This is a genomic window from Thermococcus sp. LS2 (assembly GCF_012027375.1).
Classification (GTDB): Archaea; Methanobacteriota_B; Thermococci; order Thermococcales; family Thermococcaceae; genus Thermococcus_B.
The window spans coordinates 305,367-323,104 of record NZ_SNUI01000003.1 but is presented as its reverse complement, the minus strand read 5'-3'; the positions used below and the strand labels follow the sequence as shown (position 1 = coordinate 323,104).

The window sequence follows — 17,738 nt, the reverse complement described above, 5'->3', positions numbered from 1 at the left end:
TTTGCTGATTGTTTTTGTTTTGAATTCTGTTTTTTCGTGTAGTACTATTATCAGGTGGATTTTATCCTGATCAAGTTTCATGTTCTTGTGCTTAATATGTCTTGCGAAATAATTTTGGGATACAACATGGTGTTGTATGTTTGGTTTTTGCTTTAACAAGGGATCCAGCAAAAACAAAACAAGCACTAAAGATGGCAGTGATCTCATTCTTTAGAATCTTCCCCACTGTTCTTGCCATAATAATCATTATAGGTTTGCTTTCTGGTTTCGTGCCAGAAAGTCAAATTTCTAAGATCGTCGGTGAAAACGCAGGGTTTAAAGGAGTGCTTACTGTTGCATTTTTGGGAGCAATATTGCATATCCCTTCGTTGATATCTTTTCCGTTGGCAGCATCTCTCCTTGAAAAAGGAGCTTCGATTACCTCAGTTGCTGTCTTTATAACTACACTGACAATGATTGGGGTGGTCACTCTGCCTCTTGAAATAAGGATATTGGGGAAAAAGCTGGCGTTGCTTAGAAATGGATTGAGCTTTATCATTGCAATTATCATCGGGCTTATCATGGGGGCGATATTATGAAAAAGAAAGAAAAACAGAAAAGAGGATTCGTAAAAGATATGCTCTTTTTAGGGATTACATTAGCGATTGCGATAGTTTTGTTGTTAATGTTTCCCGAAAAGAAAGAACTTGTAATTTCATCTTCAAAAGGGTTCCTTATGGAGATGATTCTGATACTGCCTGCTGTGATGATATTGATGGGGCTTTTTGCGGTGTTTGTTCCAAATGATGTCATCGTGAAGTATTTGGGAAGAAGTTCTGGAATAAAAGGTATATTCCTTGCTATACTCATGGGAGCATTTCCTACGGGTCCTCTTTATGTGGCTTTTCCCATAGCCGCGGCTTTACTTAAAAAAGGTGCTCGTATCTCCAATATTATTGCCTTTCTTTCAGCATGGGCATGTATCAAGATTCCTCAAGAGCTAGTGGAGCTCCAATTCCTTGGACTGAAGTTTATGATAGCGAGACTCCTTTTAACTGTAGTCTTTGTAATTATCATGGGAATAGCGATAGAACAAATAATTTTGTGGAGCGAAAAGACAAACAAACATGAACAAACTTCATGAAGATGCTGCTACGTTCTCTTTGTAAAGTTTGTTTGTAGGGGAGATTCTTCTCCCCTTTCATATCTCAACCGAAGAAAGCACCCATCATATCCATCTGCTCTTCGCTGAAGCTTTTAACCTTGAACTCTGGCATTTCTGGGATTGATCTCTCATAATCGGCTGGGCTTATCTTCTCAGCTTTACCCTCTTTGACTTTGAAGTACAGTCCAATCCCCTCGCTTTTGTAGGCAACTAAAAACTCTTCGCTTTCAATGTCGCTCATCTTAACGAATATCGCGTTTCCACCAGTATAGGGCTTTTTACACTTGAATGGAAAGCTTGCCGAATTTAACATAGCATCTCCAAGAGCCATGTTTGCCTTTTTGCCATTAATCTCTGTCCAGAACTTAACCCCTTCAAAGTCTCCTTCAACGACAATGAGGAACTTTTCCCCGTCGAGCTCTATTATTGGTGCTCCCTTCTTCTCCAAAATTTCAAAGAGCTGAGCTATTGTTTCTGCATTTTTCAAGCTTGCAACAAATCCTTCAACTTTCATTTTAAAGCCTCCCTTTATTCACTCTGAGCTTTTGAGTTGAAAGATTTAAAAAGTTAGCTATCTTTTCTCTGGCATCTTCGAGGTTCTTTGGAACACCTAAGTTTAAGCTGAGAAACAGCTCAATGAGAGGAGGAACGTCTAGGTTGTGAGCTTTTAAGAGTTTAACATCTCCCAAAATTTCCTCTGGAGTGCCAACCTTGATTATCTGTCCCTTATCAATCAATGCAATTCTATCGCAGAGCGTTAAATACTCGGCTTCATGGGAGGCTAAGATTATTGTCTTTTCCCCTCTAAATTGCTCAATCAGTGTTCTAACTTGTTCTTTTCCTCTAAAGTCAAGGTTTGCAAAAGGTTCATCAAAGACCAGAATTTCTGGATCCATAGCCAAAACAGTGGCTATTGCGATCCTCTTCTTCTCCCCGAAACTTAGATACTTAATCTCTCTGCCAGCATAGCTTTCCATTCCAACAAATTTCAATGCTTTATAAACTCTCTCTTCGAGCTCTTTACCTCTCAACCCTAGGTTATAAGGGCCGAAGGCAACATCCTCAAAAACTGTTGGTGAGAAGAGCTGGTCATTTGGGTCTTGAAAAACTATTCCTACTCTCTTCCTAACTTCTCGTGGATTTTTAACTGGATTTAGCCCATCAATCAGAATCTCTCCCTTTTTAGGCTTTAATATCCCATTTAAATGCAGAATGAGGGTCGATTTCCCAGCTCCATTAGGTCCTAATAACCCAAAAACCTCTCCCTTCTTGATTTCTAAATTTATGTCTCTGAGTATTCCCTTTTCACCATAGGAAAAATGTAGATGCCTTATTTCTATCATATCAGCACACCTATCAGCGCAATTACGCTGAAGATTAGTGGTATGATGCTTTTATGTCTTTCGAATTTTGGAAATTCACCAAAGCATCTTGAAAGCATTGCTTTGTAAATTTTGTCATTTCTAATGTAGGCTCTCATAAAAATCTCGCTGAGTAATGCACCAAGCTTTTGATAATATTCCCTTTTCCCTATGCCGAAAGCCCTTGAATCTAAGGCTCGTTTCATTCTCAGTGCTTCATCTTTAAACAAGTCAAGATAGCGGTAAGTGAATGCAAGCGTTAAAATCAATATCCTTGGAAATCTGAGCTCTTCCATTTCAGCCAAAAGCTTTGAGAAGCCTAAAGAGTTAGATGTCACAACAACAGCTGAAGAAGACAAGAAAGCCCTTCCTAAAAGCAGGAAGAATGAGTGGATTCCTTCTTTTGTTATAGCTCCAATTGGTGTGCTTACTAAAGGCTCACCGGGATTGAAAAGTGCAAGAATGAATAATAAGCCCTCAAACCCAAGTAAAAATCCCAAATGTTCAAAAATGCTCTTTTTTGGCCTTAAAAAGATAATCAGCCCGATAAGGACCATCCCAAAATATGCAAGCTCACTCAAACTTTTTCTCGTGACAACTGCAAGGGCATAAATTAAAAGAAAGAGCAAATACAAGTTTAAACCCCCTTTACCAACTTAGCAAGCCCATAACTGAGTCCAAAGACTAAGACTATTCCAATTATTCCCATAACTACGCTCTGTCCCCATGTTTCTCCATAGTCGAGTGGTGCTTCATAAACTGGATGCTCCTCAAGTCCAACTTTTTCCATTGTTGCTTCTAATCCGTCGGGGTTATCTGAGGCGAACGGCAAAGCTATTGCAAGTAAGAGGATAATAATGATTAATCCTTTGACTATTGCTTTCATGCGGGGACACCTCCTACTTCAGGAAGCTTAGCTCTAACTGCTTGAATAATTATTATGGTCAATATGGCTTCTCCCACCCCAATTATTGCGTGGTAACTTGCCATGAGTGTTAGAACCTTTCCAAAGGGTAGACTTTTGCTTATTCCAATTTCGATTGTTGCCAGAACTGCTGCAAGAAATACTGAGAGCCATGAAGCCACTCCAATCGCTACAATTTCGTTTATGCTCTTTAGCTTAGTGTAAACTGTATACCCTAAGAATGCACCGAGTATCCCCATGTTGAGTATATTAGCTCCAAGCGCTGTAATTCCACCATCTCCAAAGAGAAGTGTCTGGATTATGAGAACAGCAGTCATTATTAACACAGCAGCATAGGGGCCGAGTAATATTGCTACAAGCGTTGCTCCAAGCAAATGCCCGCTGACTCCTCCGATTATTGGAAAGTTCACCATTTGAGCTGCAAAGATTCCAGCTGCAAAAAGCCCAAGAAGGGGAATCTTGTTCTCTGGTAGGTTCTTAAGTTTCTTTGCTGAATATGCTACCACCACTATCATTATGGCATACGTCACAACTATCACAGGCATGCTTAAAAGCCCGTCTGGGATGTGCAATACTTTCACCTCCGTGCTAAATAGTGCTATCTAAATCTTAAATAGTAGCACTATATAAAAACCTTTTTGCAACTTTCCCTTGGCAACTGAAGGTTGATAAATTGGAAAAATACTAAAAACATGAAAAATAGAATCTTACTTTGGTGATTAAAATTAGCCTTGAGAGGAGAATTATTGTAGTTTCAAGGGCTATTGTTTTTGTTGGACTTATAAGCGGTCTTATTTATATGCGCATTGATCACATTTATAGGAGTGGTGTTGCACTTATAGGTCTCTCTATCCCAGATATCTTTCAGAGAAAACTAACTCCCCCAGAAAAATTAAAACCCTTCTTAAGCCCGCTTTATAATGACAAGGTTATCACAATCTTAGCAATTTTCATTGCTGTTCACGTTTCCCTTGCGAATGTTCCATTTACAACTATGGATCTCTTTCATAAAGAATTGACAGATGCAGATATGATAAGCCATTTTCTGGGTGGATTGACAGTTTGGGTAATGGTTGCTCACGTTTTGAATGAGCTTTCAAGAGAATATCCCATAGATTCAAAGCAAGTTGTTGTGTATTCCTTTTTGATTCTGCTTGTGGTAAGCATAGGATGGGAAATTGCTGAGAAGCTCAGCGAAAGTGAAATCCCTTTCATCTATGAAACACTCAGCAATAAACTTAGGGATTTAGTAATGAATACCCTAGGAGCGTTTAGTGGATTGTGGCTTGTTAAAAGGTGGAAATATCCTTTTGAGCTAACTAAACCTTTTAAAATAAAAGACGAATTGTTTTCTTGATGGAATGGGAAACAAAGAAATATGCTAAAAAATGGGTAGTTATTTTAATTTTCTCCTTCCTGGCTGGATTAATTGGGGGGATTGGAGCAGTTGTTTTTAGGCTGATGATTGAATTTTTCCACACGTTCTTCTTCTCTGTGCTTTTGCCTCATATTAGCTTTTATGTGGGTGGATTTAATCTCGGATACATTCTCCTTCCAGCAATTGGGGGCATTTTAATTGCTCCTCTTATAATGTATGCCCCAAATATTCGAGGGAATGGGATTCCAGAAGTTATTGAGGCGTTCATATTCAAAGATGGCACAATACACAGCAAATTTGCAATTTTGAAGATAATAGCTACTTCTATAGCCATTGGTTCTGGAGCGAGCCTCGGGAGAGAGGGTCCGATAGGTTTCATAGGAGCTTCTCTGTCTTCAATAACTACTCAGCTTTTTAAACTTCCAAAGGAGATGAAAAAGCTTTTAACAGCTTGCGGTCTTGCTGCAGGAATAGCTGGCACTTTTAATGCTCCATTTGCAGGTGCAATTTTTGCCCTTGAAGTCCTTTATATGGGGGCTTTCTCTCTTAATTTGGTTCCAATTTTTATTGCTTCAATTACGGGAAATGCGGTAACACTTGCCCTCTTGGACTCTGCTTCAGGCATTGTGGTGCCCTCTTCCTTAGGGTATGCCATATCAGAACTTCCCTTCTTCTTCCTTCTAGGAATCCTCTCTGGACTTTTGGCAGCTCTTTTTGTGAAATCATTATACATCTTTTTGAATGCATTTGAAAGCTCTCAGCTTTCCATTATTGCCTAAACTTGTTTTTGGCGGAATGACTGTAGGATTTTTAGGCATGCTGTTTCCAGAATATGGGATTTTGGGAATTGGATATGATGGAATGAAATTGGCAATGTTTGGATTGCTGCCGATCTATGTCTTGTTTATCCTCATCATTGTTAAGATGCTTGCAACGATACTTTCCATTGCTTCAGGATACAGTGGAGGGGTTTTTGCTCCTAGCTTGTATATAGGAACAGCCTTTGGGGCAACCTTTGGAATGATTTTGAGGTTTTTCATACCTTGGGTAAATCCATCTTCGTATGCTTTGGCAGGAATGGCGGCTTTTTTCAGCGGCATTGCTCAGGCACCTATAAACCAGATTCTCATGGTTGCTGAATTGACTAAGGATTACACTATGCTTCCTCCAGCAATGTTATCATCTGTCGCAGGTTTCTTGAGTGCGAGAATTCTATTGAAAGGCTCTTCTGTCTATACATTAAAACTTGAGCGCAAGGGAATTCAAATTAAAACTGGAAAGCCCCTTATTCTGGAGACAATTTCTGTGAAAGACATAATGACAAGAAAGCCCGTATTTGTGTATTCTACTGATTCCCTCTCTCACGTTGAAGAACTGATTGCAAAAACGGGACATGACTGCTTCCCCGTGGTTGATGAGAATATGAATGTTATCGGAATAATTGGGGTTAGGGATTTAATAAACTGCCCAAGCAAAGACATGAAAGTTGGAGAGTTTATAAACAGGCCATATGCTGTTGCTTATCCAACTGAAACAGCCCAGCAGGCGTTTGAAAAGTTGATGATATTTAACCAAAACCTTCTCCCGGTTGTTGAAAGTCCAGAAAGAAATAAGCTTGTTGGAGTTGTGACAAAAAGGGACATTTATAAAACGTATTACAGAGGTTTGGAGGGGATATACATTGAATAAATGTTATAAGGGCCTTTCATTTATTCTATTAGGTGATTGTGATGACATCAAATGTTCTAATACCTGACGTTGATACACTCGCTTACATTCTCTTCATGGTTCTTGCAGTGGGATAATTTCGCTTTTGATCAGCAGAAAATTTAATATCTCTTACATTCCCCTCTTTGTGTTCTTTGGAATCTTTGTCGGTCCAGTGCTCAATCTTATAAACCGCGATCTTGCGCATGAGCTTTTCAACTACATAAGAGTTTTCGGCCTTGTAATGATTCTCTTTACAGAGGGTCATACATTAAGTTGGAGAATGCTGAAGAAGAATATCAAAACGATTGGAATGCTTGATACTCTGGGGCTTCTTATAACCGCTCTGATTGCAGGTTTTGCTTTCTCAATGCTTTTTCATACCCCGTTCATTGTTGGCTTTCTCTTTGGTGCAATCATAAGCGCAACCGATCCTGCAACTCTAATCCCCCTGTTCAGGCAGTATAAGGTAAGAGAAGACATCGAAACTGTAATTGTGACGGAATCAATCTTCAATGACCCTCTTGGTATTGTCTTAACTTCGGTTGCAATAGCTCTTCTTTTACCTCAGGCTCCGAGTGCTGCAGTTCTGGAATCAATTGCGAAATATATCTCTTTGTATCCAGCAGCTGTGGTCTTTTTCCTCTATGAACTAGCTGCATCCATAGGGATAGGCATTGCTCTTGGAGTCTTCGGATACTATTTCATAAAGAAAACGGGAATTAGGGGCTTCCCAGAAATTGAAGTCTTTGCTCTAATGCTTGCTTTTGGTGGCTTTTTAGCTGGGGAGTACGTGAACGCCTCGGGTTATCTCGTCGCAACGGTTACAGGAATTGTGCTTGGAAATCACAAAGTGTTCTTCAGGGATAACCCAAGGACTGTGAAGAGAATAATGAGGGCAATAGAAAAGGAGGTTCACTTTAATGAAAGCCTAGCAACGCTAGCAACGATATTCATATTCGCTTTATTAGGAGCAAGCTTAGATTTGGAAATCATAACTTCAAACCTTCTATATGGTGTAATCCTAGCGTTTGTTGTAATCTTAGTTGCAAGACCAATTGCCGCTCTCTCAATTTTGCCTTGGTGGAAGCCGAAAGAATATCTCTTTATTGCCCTTGAAGGACCAAGGGGCGTTGTGCCTTCAGCATTGGCTAGCTTTCCTCTAACACTCGGCTTAATGTATCACAACCAGCAGATGATTCAGTGGGGCGAAATAATCCTCAGTGCAACTGTAATTACTGTATTGGTTTCTGTAATAGTAGAAACGCTGTGGGTTCCAATTTTAAGAGAAAAGCTCCTTGAAGTTGAGAGCATAGGGAAAAAGATAATAAAAGATGGATATAAGCCAAAATCATCTTGACAGCATTCCGATAAGGTAAAACATTAGCTTTGCCCCAGTTATTGCTGTTATATCTCCAAGCTCAGTTCCAGCAACTTCCATAATGTCAAACCCTACAACTTCCTTTTCTTTTGTGAGCCATTCTAATGCTTCTATCACTTCCCAGAATCTCAAGCCGCCCGCTTCTGGTGTTCCGGTAGAGGGCACCATTGATAAATCAAAAACGTCAATGTCAATTGAAATATAAATTGGCTCTGGCATGTCCTTTACGATTTCCTTAAACTTTTCAAGGCTGTACTCCCTTGCATGAATCCACCTTATGTTTTTCTCCTTGGCGTATTCGACTTCTTCTCTTATACCGCTCCTTATTCCAAATTCTGCTATACTTATTCCGAGCTCTGAAATTCTTCTTGCCACGCATGCATGATTCCAAGGATTGCTTTCATATTCGTTCCTTAAATCTAGATGAGCATCAAAGACGATGTAGCTCTTTGGTTTTAGAGCCTTCACTGGGGCATATGTCATTGAATGCTCTCCACCTAACATTATTGGTATAGCTTTTGAGTTTGCTTCTTTGAGCTCTTTTATTGTTCCTATTATTCTCTTTATTGTTTCTATGGGATTTCCAGCGGCAATATCTATATCACCAATGTCCGCAATCTTTAAATCGGCTAAATCGATGTCATAATCCAGAATATAGCTCTCCAAGTTTATTGTGGCTTGCCTTATTAACGTCGGCCCAAATCTCGCTCCGGGCTTGTAAGATGTTGTCGAATCAAATGGCACACCGAATATTACAAAGTCAGCGTTTTCTGCATCAGTTAAAGGGAGGGCAGTTTTTATTGTCTCATAAGTGTAGAAGAACTCCATCTTCATCACCGGAGAAAGTTGGGGATGTTGGTTATAAGATTTAGGGTGGATAAAGTTTCAAAAGAAAGACAAAAGAAAAGGCTCACTCACTGCCCTTAATTTTCATGATTTTGACTCTTCCTAAGGTCTCCCAGTACTCGACGTTGATTCCTTCCTTAAGCTGTCCCTTAATTTCGTCATCGACGCCTGTTTCTATTGGGACGTCAAAGATCTCATAGGTTTCCATGTCCATAAGCTGGACTGTATCTGGAGTTATTGCAATTATTTGGCCTGTTCTCTTGTCAATTATTGGAACATCAACTTCAGCGCTTGTTGGCTTGACAATGCTCCTTACTTTTCCATCAAAAACTCCAACTGCCTCAATTCTTGCCTTTGCTGAACCGTGCTTACCTGGTGATGAAACTGTAATGTTTACGATTTTGCATGGTTCATCCTCGATTATAATATATCTTCCAGGTTTGAGCTTACTTACCTGAACTCTTGTTTTGTCTCCCATTTTTCAAACCTCCGATAAGCGTTCTAAGTGGAGTTTGATTTGCTCATTTAAAAAATTTTTGAAAGGAATTAAGCCCTTGTTTTAAGGAGCATCTTGTTCAGAACTAGCGGCAGTACTAACACGATACCAGCCATAATGCCCAGTTTTTGCCAGATTCCTAATGAAAAGATCTTTATTACCATGCTGATTCCCGTGAAAAGTGCAACTATGCCAACAATGCTACTGTACATCTTTGCTCCTTTACTAAGCACTTTTCCGCTTAATATTAATGGTATTGTTTCAATTGCCACCATTATACCAAGGAATGAAAAGAACATCGCTAGGAACAATGTTCTTAGGTAGCTGAAATTTAGAATCAATGAAACTATGAAAACTCCAGCCAAAGCTGCAGAAATTGATTTGTTCCTTGAACTCTGCATTGATTCACTTATTATATGCCCCGCTGTTTCAATCAGAGGAATGAAGGTTGTCATCCCCGCTAGATAGACGGATACCATCAGGAGATATAAAACTGTTTTGGCTTGTGGAGATTTTGCTTCAAGCAGTGCTCCTGCAATTTTTCCGATATATCCAAGTGCTTCATTTATAGTTGCATGCCCATAAAGCACTGCGGTTCCAGGGAAGCTTACTGCGAGGGAGTATATCACGATATAAGTTGACAGTACTCCGATTAAGAGTTGCAGAACATATCCCACACCAATCAAAACTCTAGAGTCCGCCTCTTCGGGTAAAAAGGTTCCTAGAACCATGTAAAATCCGAATCCCAAACCTAGGCCAAGAAATGCTAAGAGGAGTATTTTCATTATCAACGGAAATGTTACAGGTAGAATCGTAGATCTTATGTTTCCTGTCAAAGTATCAAGGGCAAACTTAACGGGGATTATTTTTTCCGCAGTTGTGAGGGCAAAGCTCCTAATTTGATAGTAGGAAATAATTGTGAAAACTAAGAACAGCACTGAGAACCATCCCATCAATACAATGCTTTTCTCTTTAGCTCTGAACAGAATTAGTGAAGAAAGTAGCAGTGATAGCACAACGACCAATGTTACATAAAGAATTTCACTTTTTCCAAAGACCGATATTAGACTTACGGAAGAATAGTATAAGATTAATGATGCACCAATGAGGATAAACATTAAGAGGCTTATTCCCACGCCTGGAGTTCTGGAAACCTTTGTTAGATACTCAAAGAAGAAGTATCTGCTTTTCTTTGTTGCTTCTAGACCATAGTAAGGTACAACTGTCAATGCTGCTGAGATTACTACGTATAACGCAAGAGCCTTTAGCCCTCCTGAAATTAGTATCTGTGGAAATAGCAGAAATGTCCAAATTCCTACCATATATCCAACTATTAAAAGAATCATCAATGCTGTCAATTTCCTCAAGCTTCATCCCCCCTGAATGGGATATATCTTAGATTTCTTGTTAATTTAGGTATAAAAAGTTATTTAGAAAAGAGCATTTTCGTAATTCACGATTACTTCATTTACTATAGTCCACGCCATTAATGGTTCTCTGTAAAGACTTATTTTCACTCCGTCAACTGTGCTCTTGAAGTCTCCATGAGGGAATCCACCTACAATAACTGCTGGTTCTTTGAACTGCTTCAAAAGCTCTCCAAAATCTTTTGGCTTCATGAATTCTCCCTCTTCATGCATTATGAAAACTGCATCTGGTTTGATTTCTTCTAAAAGCTGGTTGAGTGTCTTTTCTTCAAGCCTCAGAAGTTCGAGCTCTGGAGGAACTGCTTTATTCTTAAACAAGCTCTCCATTAGCCCAACGAATCGGTTGTAATTCCTTGGTATTCTCGTTTCTGGTTTTACATATATTACTTCGTCGTTTCTAGTATGGACATAAACCCTAAGCTTGCCCTTTTTGTTGAGTATACTTTCTAGGGCATTTATTAAGCAAAAGTGGACTATATCTGGTCTCCCCCTTCTGTTGCCGTCTTCGAGCTTTTTCAATGCTGCATGATGATATGTTGAATCCAAAAGGACTTCTTCTGGTTTCTTCCCCCTTCTTTTGGCATAATTTACAACAGCTGGATGCTCTAATATGCTCTTTGGCACGAGCTCAAGCTCCGAGTCTGCTATTATTAAGTGCAGCATCTTCACCACCTCTCTATTGTGATGCCTCTTTCTTTCAGCTCATTGATTATTCTTGTAAACGTGTCAGCTCTCATTCCCAGAATCTCTGGAGGAATCACCCCATAAACGCAGCTTCTTTCAGCAACGAGTCTTGCAATTATTGCGGCTGTAAAGCCTGTGACTCTTGCCATGGAGGTAAATCCTTCTTTGGCTTCGTCATAGAGGAAATAATGGATTTCCTTTTCTTTCCCATTAAGTGTACCCCTTCCATAAACTTCCATTATCGAAAAGTCATCGCTTTCATACTGCATTAAAGGAGCTATTACTTCCAGCGTAAAGTCTATGTTTTCAGGCTTGAAAAATCCAAGTTCCCTTAAAACTTTAATCTTCTCCAAGTGACCGGGCCATCTGAGTGTTCTTTCCTCTAAGTGCTCTGCTCTTATGTTATCTAGGAGGGTTCTAAGCCCATCGCTTACAAATTCTTCAAACTCAAAATCTTTAATTTTGACTTTTTCAATCTTTTCAAGGGGATCAACTTCGACTATTTCTCCATTCTTGATTATCCTAGCTTTTCGCGTGTATTCCTCAATTAAGTCATATGGAGACCAAGTAATTTTGTAGTATAAAGGAGGTTTAGCTATTTTTGGTAGCCCTCCGACTCTGATTATCCCTTCCTTAAGTTCATCAAGTTCTTGGTAAATCCTTCCCAGTAAGATGTTGCTCAACCCAGGCGCAAATCCGGCATCAACTATTATCGTTACTTGGGCTTTTTCGGCATCATCTCTAAGCTCCATAGGGTTTTCTGGCATGAAAGATATATCCACTAAATCCCTCTGAGCTTTTATTGCTGCTTTTAATGTTGCAAAGCCAAATTTTCCAGGTAATGCTCCAACTATTAGTTCAAATTTTCTCATAGTGTCTACTAATTCGTTAAAATTTGATGCATCAACTTTGATGGTATTTGCAAAATCTTCTACTGCATTTAACCGCTCTCTGCTCTTGTCTCCAACCCACACTTCAAAATCTTTGCTCAAGTCATAAGCTATCGCTTTTCCAACATTTCCAGCTCCAAGTACGAGAACCTCCATATCCTCCACCCATTTTGAAGTTATCCTAAAGGTATATATAAGGCTGGTTGAAACTAGCGAATAATGAAGGTTAACCTACCGGGTTTTTTGCAAAGGAATAAATTGTCAGAGGTCTTGCTTGGGAGTAAATACCGCAAGATAATGCACATAAGCGATACTCCAGACAATATTTATCCATTTATCTTAAATTTGGTTGAGAGAGTTAAGCCCGACTATATAATTCATACTGGAGATTTAGTCGATAATATAAAGCTTGAGAGAAAACCAGAACTCAGAAATAAGTACGAAAACTCTCTGAAAGAACTGCTTTTAATTCTTGAAAATTCAGGAGCTGAGATATACATTGTGCCAGGAAATGAGGATGATATTGAAATTTTAAGGCAGAACGTTAGAACTTCAAAAATAATTCCTCCTGGAAGTGTGGTGGAAATTGAAGGAGTAAAGCTTGCTCTAGGACATGAATATAAAGATGTTGTGGAAATTAATGGAGTTGACTTCAAATTGTATGGTCATAACTTTCGGTTGATTCCTAAAGGAATAAATGGTGTGCTCGGGATTAACTTTATTCTCTTGCCAAACAAGAGAGTGGTGAGTGTTGAATACCCAAAGGGCACTAATTTTGAAAGGGGATATCGGCTTGCGAGGGGATTGTAATGAGGTTGCTTAGGTTCGGACCTTCAATTTTGTTTTTGAGAACTTCTGATATTAAAAAGACAGAAGAACAGATTTCTAGAATATTTGGAGTTTCTAAAACATCAGCCAATGAGGCATTGAGAGAAAGCGGAGAGTTTGAGACTATTTTATTTATTACAGGCATTGAAGAAAAGAAAACAATACCTCATGAGGATGCGTTCTTAATAAAAAAGAGGGCTCCTCTTGTTTTAAAAGAGATTTTGAATCGTGGCATTCCCATTGAGAGGGTAGATGTGGAATGTGCTATTTTGCTGATGAGGATACCAAAAAATTTAGAAAATGCTCTAAAGGTGATTTCGGAAAAGTATAATGGACGGATTGTGAGTTTCGAGGAAGGTCTAATTGAGGGAGAAGAGGAGGACACTTTATTAGTCCTCACTGATAAAAAGCTGTCTTCTCCTATTGAGTTGGGTGATATAAAGGGCTTTATCCTAGTTTCTGCCAAATTTCTGGAGTTTTATCGCGACCTTATAATTGACATTCCAATACTGCTGAACAAAATAGTGCCGGACTGGATTGAAATAACAATCAAACTTTACGATACGGCCAAAAGATACGATGAACACATTGAGAGGCTTCTATTAGTAATTGAGAACTTAGACTTAGGGTTTATTGTAAGTGAGGGCTGGGACTGGGATTATCCGAGACCTTTTATGCGTGTTCCGATTTACAAGCTTAAGCTTTTGACTTGGGAAGATCCCATGAGAATTAAATTCCTGCTGAAAGGACTGGAATATAGGGAGTACAACAGACTAGTTGATATTGATGTTTTTGTTGAAAACAAAAAGATTTCATGGACAAAAGTTGCCAAAGGATTTGACTCCAAATTTGAGCTTGCAAAAGCTGCCAGAGATGAATTGGAAAAACTGTTAAGCGGAGAGGCAAAGAAGAGACTTCATGAAATCGAAGCTAAACTTTTACAAGAGGAAGCTCCTCAGCAGAAACAATGAATTCCCTCCCGTGCTCGTCAATTTTTATTGATTTCTTGACTTTTATTATAAACTGTTTCTTTTCTTTGAGTGTTATTTCAAAAACTCTAGTGACTAGCTCTTCCCACTCATATAGAATCTCCTTTGATACTAGCTCGATGTTTGCAAAGTATAATGCGATCCTTGATTCATCCCCTAGGAATTTTTTCATAGCACCTGCTATATGGAGGTCTAGAGTTGCAACCTCAGTGGTGTATAGTCTTAAAAGTTTATCCATACCAAGAACTATGAGAACGGTGGGTTTGTTTTTTGTGTAGTATCCCTTTAAGAATTCAATCAAATCTAAAGTGTAGACTGCCGGATCATTGGAAATATCTATTCTCTTCACAATATTGCCGTTGTTAATTATACCCCCAGCTTTAATTACATCCAACTTTTCTATCTTTTTAACGTCCCACCCCATAACTCGCAACTGTTCTTTAATTAAGTGAAGTGTGTCAAAGACATCAAGTATGATGGGATTGTAGTTGTAATATTTTGTGTATCCTAAAGCTTCTTTGAAGAGTATATGAACTGGATCTTCGGGATGGTATTCAATTAATATTGATTCCCCAAGCTTTATGCCCCCGAGATACTCAACGAGACTTTTTCCGTTTGTCATAACCTCACCTCCATTTCATGCATCAGTTCTTGAAGATATGGTGACTTCTTTATTTTCACTTTTTTGCCGTATTCTAAAACTTCCAAAATTCTGGTTGGATTTTCCTCAAATTCAACTTTCACGTCTTGACGCAAGATGTAGGGATTTCCAAAGATGTAAGTTATTCTGCTTGTATTCCCTAAAAATTTCCTGGCAACTACTTCAAAGAAATATTCAATGACTCTTGGCTGGTTTTCATGTCTTTTGAGGATTTTTTCTGCACCAAGGACAACTGTAATTATTGGTCTCTCCTCAATTTTCGTGAGGAACTCTTTTACGGCTTCGTGAATGTCTCTCGAGTACACTGGGATGTCATCGGTTATTCTCGCCTTCTTTATAATCTTCCCAATAGGCATTATTCCGCCTGATTTAATGACAGCGATATCTTTAATGAACCCAATATCATGTCCACTGAGTCTCAGATGCTCAGCAAAAACATGAAGAGTATCAAGAATATCGTGAATCAAAATTGGAAATCCCTTATCTTTTGCCCATTTTATTATTGAGTAGAACACAAGTTCTGGATGGTCTAACGAGCAATATTCAATCAAGATAGTCTCTCCAGGTTTTATTTTCTCCAGAAACTCATCAAGAGTATTGTACATTCCTTGTTCACCCCCTATGATAATTGTAATAGCTCCATTATTTAATCAGTTCCTTTGTAGAGGTTTTAACAATGAATATTATGCTTGGTGTATATTTATTATTTTCTCTTCACGTTTGAAGAATATAGTAACCATTTCTGTACATTTTGCATTATTCGAGTTTCTTAATCTTTGCAACAAAAAATCCGCTTGTGTTGTGCTTGTCTGGGTAGAAGCGTCGAGCTTTCGCAATTTCTTTACTCAATTCAATTCCAAATGGCTTAATTAAAGCAGGCTCACCATAGCGAAGAGGTAAAAGCTCAACATCAAAGTTGTCTAGAACCCACTGGATTACAAATTCATTCTCTTCGGGCTCAAGAGAGCATGTTGAATAAACCAAGATACCACCCTTCTTTAGATTCTCCAGAGCTACTTTAATCATCTTCATCTGCAGATTCTGGCAGAATTTGACATCCTCCAGTGTTCTGTTTGCTTTTCTCTCTGGATTCTTGTGGATTGTCCCACTTCCCGTGCATGGAGCATCTAGAAGGATTTTGTCGAACTCAATCCCCAACTCACCTATATAAAGCGAGGACTTGTGGAAGACTACTGTGTTTGTAACTCCTAAGCGTGATAAGTTGAGACGCATCTCTTTCAGCCTTTCCTCCCCGACATCAAAAGCATAAATTATTCCCTTGTTTTCCATGAGTTGAGCCATGTAGGAAGTTTTTCCACCTGGGGCGGCTGCCATATCGGCAACAATCTCACCTGGCTTTGGTTCAAGGGCAACGGGCGGATACATGGAGCTTGCTTCCTGAATGTAGAGAAGACCGCTCAAATATTCGGGGGTTGAGGTTATTGAGAACGGCTCTCTCGTTAAGCAAAAACCCTCCCTTGCCCAAGGAACTCGTTTAAACTGAAAACCCTTTTTGTTCAACAACTTGGTGAGCTTTGGGATTTCAATTCTAAGAGTATTCACTCTAAAGCATCTCGACAGAGGTGTTTCCATGGCCTCAGCTATCCTTATTGCTCTCTCTCCCCAGAGCTGATAATACCTCTCGGCAAAGGTCTTTGAGTAGCCGAGGCTGAATAGTCTTTCGAGCATAAGTGAGATTTTGATGGAGGCTTTAAAAACTTGGCCATGTCTGGGAAAAGCTTTTTAATCTATCAGCGTTGCCTCTCATGGAGGTGAGAGAGTGAAAATAATATGGGCACCATGGAGAATTAGATACATCCGCTCACCAAAACACGATGGTTGCATTTTCTGTGATTTCCCGAAAGAGAACAGAGATAAAGAGAGACTAATCCTGTATAGAGGGAAGCATGCTTTTATAATCATGAACAACTATCCATATAATCCAGGTCATGTCATGATCGCTCCTTACAGACACGTTGGAAAGTGGGAAGATTTAACCGATGAGGAGCTTTTGGAGATAATGAAACTCTCCCAGCTTATGATAAAAGCTCTAAAGAAAGCTATGAATCCCGATGGATTCAATATGGGTGTCAACTTGGGCAGAGTTGCTGGTGCCGGAATAGATGATCACGTTCATTTGCACATCGTTCCAAGATGGAATGGCGACACAAACTTCATGCCAGTTCTAGCTGATGTTAAGGTAATTCCACAGGCAATAGAGGAGAGTTACGAGGATCTGAAAAAGGCTTTGGAAGAAGTTTTAAGAGAGGAAAAAGTCTAAAGCTTAGCTATTTTCTTCCACTTTTCTCTTGTCCTCTTGAGACATCCTTCTGGCATCAGGTCTTTCTCGGGACAGTAACCGAGCTGAATGCATCTCGGCCCGAGCTTTGCCCATTTAATTATTGGCCTTAATTCCTCAACTTTTGCCATCTCTTCTAGCATTTTCCAAGCGACTTCTCTGATTTCCCACTGAGCTCTTTCACATGTCCTAAGACCAAAAAAGTGCTTAAGCTCCCTCAGGTTCATTGTTACGACGATTTTGGTTCTAACGGCTTGGGGAAGAATGTAGCGGGCGTCTTCTTGATGAATACCATTTCCATAAGTTTCTTCGTACAGTTCTATTGTCTCTCTCATGAGCTTTTTCCACTTCTCATAGAGTTCAGACTTCTTTTTAATGCTCTCAGGGATTAAAAATGTCTCTTCGACATCCTCAGGATTCAGTTTTATATACCTCTGGCTTTGCTGTGTATAGCTTGCTATTCTGTGTCTTACAAGTTGATGACTACAAATTCTAGAACAGCCTTCAATAGCAAACGTGAAGACCGCATGCTCCAAAATGCTCTCATGTCCGTATGAGAGAACTCTTGGCAGATGCTTCTTCACATCAGCCTTCGTTGTCCTTTCGAAGGATTCACTTTCCCACTCGCTCCAATATGAAATTAATGCAGCCCATGTTACTGTTTCTAAAGGTCTTGGTGTGTAGTTGATAAGCTTGACTTTCATCCTATCCACGAGAAACCC

23 protein-coding genes are annotated in these 17,738 nt (G+C 39.4%); 9 read left to right on the top strand and 14 right to left on the bottom strand.

The genetic code is table 11. The features are described from left to right. Positions 1–140: 140 nt before the first annotated feature. Positions 141–578, top strand: coding sequence for a permease (locus tag E3E24_RS06510; protein ID WP_240912540.1), 438 nt, complete (start codon positions 141–143; stop codon positions 576–578). Further along, on the top strand, positions 575–1,123 hold the full coding sequence (locus E3E24_RS06505; RefSeq protein ID WP_167915738.1) for a permease: 549 nt from the start codon (positions 575–577) through the stop codon (positions 1,121–1,123). Before E3E24_RS06510 ends, E3E24_RS06505 begins: the two co-directional genes overlap by 4 nt. A gap of 64 nt (positions 1,124–1,187) precedes the next feature. Here the strand turns inward: E3E24_RS06505 and E3E24_RS06500 are convergent, their stop codons facing one another. The 5 genes from E3E24_RS06500 to E3E24_RS06480 are packed head-to-tail and all read right to left on the bottom strand — an operon-like array spanning position 1,188 to position 4,002. Beyond that, positions 1,188–1,658, bottom strand: a complete 471-nt coding sequence (locus E3E24_RS06500; RefSeq protein ID WP_167915737.1) for a hypothetical protein — start codon at positions 1,656–1,658, stop codon at positions 1,188–1,190. 1 nt (position 1,659) lies between these two features. After that, the gene (locus E3E24_RS06495) at positions 1,660–2,487 is read right to left on the bottom strand and encodes an energy-coupling factor ABC transporter ATP-binding protein (protein ID WP_167915736.1); all 828 of its coding nucleotides are present in this window, start codon (positions 2,485–2,487) and stop codon (positions 1,660–1,662) included. Continuing rightward, positions 2,484–3,140 carry an energy-coupling factor transporter transmembrane component T gene (locus tag E3E24_RS06490; RefSeq protein ID WP_167885209.1) on the bottom strand — a complete coding sequence of 219 codons (657 nt, stop codon included), beginning with the start codon at positions 3,138–3,140 and terminating at the stop codon, positions 2,484–2,486. Before E3E24_RS06490 ends, E3E24_RS06495 begins: the two co-directional genes overlap by 4 nt. A 2-nt stretch (positions 3,141–3,142) precedes the next feature. Further along, positions 3,143–3,391: a PDGLE domain-containing protein gene (locus tag E3E24_RS06485; protein ID WP_167885210.1), complete on the bottom strand. Its 249-nt coding sequence runs from the start codon at positions 3,389–3,391 to the stop codon at positions 3,143–3,145. Then, the gene (locus E3E24_RS06480; RefSeq protein ID WP_167885211.1) at positions 3,388–4,002 is read right to left on the bottom strand and encodes an energy-coupling factor ABC transporter permease; all 615 of its coding nucleotides are present in this window, start codon (positions 4,000–4,002) and stop codon (positions 3,388–3,390) included. Before E3E24_RS06480 ends, E3E24_RS06485 begins: the two co-directional genes overlap by 4 nt. 143 nt (positions 4,003–4,145) lie before the next feature. On the opposite strand from E3E24_RS06480, the gene E3E24_RS06475 reads away from it, so the two are divergent. The 4 genes from E3E24_RS06475 to E3E24_RS06465 all read left to right on the top strand — a co-directional run bounded on the left by E3E24_RS06475 (position 4,146) and on the right by E3E24_RS06465 (position 7,875). Further along, positions 4,146–4,787, top strand: a complete 642-nt coding sequence (locus tag E3E24_RS06475; protein WP_370520463.1) for a hypothetical protein — start codon at positions 4,146–4,148, stop codon at positions 4,785–4,787. Beyond that, complete coding sequence (locus E3E24_RS13070; protein WP_370520462.1) at positions 4,787–5,587, top strand: chloride channel protein; 801 nt, start codon at positions 4,787–4,789, stop codon at positions 5,585–5,587. Before E3E24_RS06475 ends, E3E24_RS13070 begins: the two co-directional genes overlap by 1 nt. Next, on the top strand, positions 5,550–6,497 hold the full coding sequence (locus E3E24_RS13065) for a chloride channel protein (protein ID WP_370520461.1): 948 nt from the start codon (positions 5,550–5,552) through the stop codon (positions 6,495–6,497). Before E3E24_RS13070 ends, E3E24_RS13065 begins: the two co-directional genes overlap by 38 nt. Positions 6,498–6,663: 166 nt before the next feature. Continuing rightward, complete coding sequence (locus tag E3E24_RS06465) at positions 6,664–7,875, top strand: cation:proton antiporter (protein ID WP_370520460.1); 1,212 nt, start codon at positions 6,664–6,666, stop codon at positions 7,873–7,875. Here E3E24_RS06465 and speB read toward each other — a convergent pair. From speB to E3E24_RS06440, 5 genes are all read right to left on the bottom strand, one after another. Beyond that, positions 7,867–8,724 carry an agmatinase gene (gene speB / locus E3E24_RS06460; protein WP_167885539.1) on the bottom strand — a complete coding sequence of 286 codons (858 nt, stop codon included), beginning with the start codon at positions 8,722–8,724 and terminating at the stop codon, positions 7,867–7,869. The genes E3E24_RS06465 and speB overlap by 9 nt on opposite strands. An 82-nt stretch (positions 8,725–8,806) precedes the next feature. After that, positions 8,807–9,220, bottom strand: a complete 414-nt coding sequence (locus E3E24_RS06455) for a translation initiation factor IF-5A (RefSeq protein WP_167885214.1) — start codon at positions 9,218–9,220, stop codon at positions 8,807–8,809. A 68-nt stretch (positions 9,221–9,288) separates the two neighbouring features. Next, positions 9,289–10,605: a sodium-dependent transporter gene (locus E3E24_RS06450; RefSeq protein ID WP_167915735.1), complete on the bottom strand. Its 1,317-nt coding sequence runs from the start codon at positions 10,603–10,605 to the stop codon at positions 9,289–9,291. Between the two features lie 63 nt (positions 10,606–10,668). Beyond that, entirely contained in the window at positions 10,669–11,328 is a 660-nt protein-coding gene (locus E3E24_RS06445) for a 16S rRNA methyltransferase (protein ID WP_167885216.1), read from the bottom strand. Positions 11,329–11,330: 2 nt separating this feature from the next. Further along, a complete protein-coding gene (locus E3E24_RS06440; protein ID WP_167915734.1) occupies positions 11,331–12,395 on the bottom strand; it encodes a saccharopine dehydrogenase family protein in 1,065 nt (354 codons plus the stop codon). 63 nt (positions 12,396–12,458) lie between these two features. Between E3E24_RS06440 and E3E24_RS06435 the strand changes: the two genes are divergently transcribed. Together E3E24_RS06435 and E3E24_RS06430 are read left to right on the top strand one after the other, a co-directional pair. Beyond that, the gene (locus tag E3E24_RS06435; protein ID WP_167885218.1) at positions 12,459–13,049 is read left to right on the top strand and encodes a metallophosphoesterase; all 591 of its coding nucleotides are present in this window, start codon (positions 12,459–12,461) and stop codon (positions 13,047–13,049) included. Beyond that, a complete protein-coding gene (locus tag E3E24_RS06430; protein WP_167885219.1) occupies positions 13,049–14,038 on the top strand; it encodes a hypothetical protein in 990 nt (329 codons plus the stop codon). Before E3E24_RS06435 ends, E3E24_RS06430 begins: the two co-directional genes overlap by 1 nt. Here the strand turns inward: E3E24_RS06430 and E3E24_RS06425 are convergent. From E3E24_RS06425 to E3E24_RS06415, 3 genes are all read right to left on the bottom strand, one after another. Next, positions 13,998–14,678, bottom strand: coding sequence for a DUF257 family protein (locus E3E24_RS06425; RefSeq protein ID WP_167885220.1), 681 nt, complete (start codon positions 14,676–14,678; stop codon positions 13,998–14,000). The two genes, E3E24_RS06430 and E3E24_RS06425, sit on opposite strands and share 41 nt — an antisense overlap. After that, positions 14,675–15,322, bottom strand: a complete 648-nt coding sequence (locus E3E24_RS06420) for a DUF257 family protein (protein WP_167885221.1) — start codon at positions 15,320–15,322, stop codon at positions 14,675–14,677. The genes E3E24_RS06425 and E3E24_RS06420 overlap by 4 nt, the downstream gene beginning before the upstream one ends. A gap of 151 nt (positions 15,323–15,473) precedes the next feature. Beyond that, the gene (locus E3E24_RS06415; RefSeq protein ID WP_167885222.1) at positions 15,474–16,406 is read right to left on the bottom strand and encodes an RsmB/NOP family class I SAM-dependent RNA methyltransferase; all 933 of its coding nucleotides are present in this window, start codon (positions 16,404–16,406) and stop codon (positions 15,474–15,476) included. Positions 16,407–16,497: 91 nt separating this feature from the next. Between E3E24_RS06415 and E3E24_RS06410 the strand changes: the two genes are divergently transcribed. Then, positions 16,498–16,998: an HIT domain-containing protein gene (locus E3E24_RS06410; protein WP_167885223.1), complete on the top strand. Its 501-nt coding sequence runs from the start codon at positions 16,498–16,500 to the stop codon at positions 16,996–16,998. On the opposite strand, the gene thyX is transcribed toward E3E24_RS06410, so the two are convergent. Next, on the bottom strand, positions 16,995–17,720 hold the full coding sequence (gene thyX, locus E3E24_RS06405) for an FAD-dependent thymidylate synthase (RefSeq protein ID WP_167885541.1): 726 nt from the start codon (positions 17,718–17,720) through the stop codon (positions 16,995–16,997). The genes E3E24_RS06410 and thyX overlap by 4 nt on opposite strands. Positions 17,721–17,738: the final 18 nt, after the last annotated feature.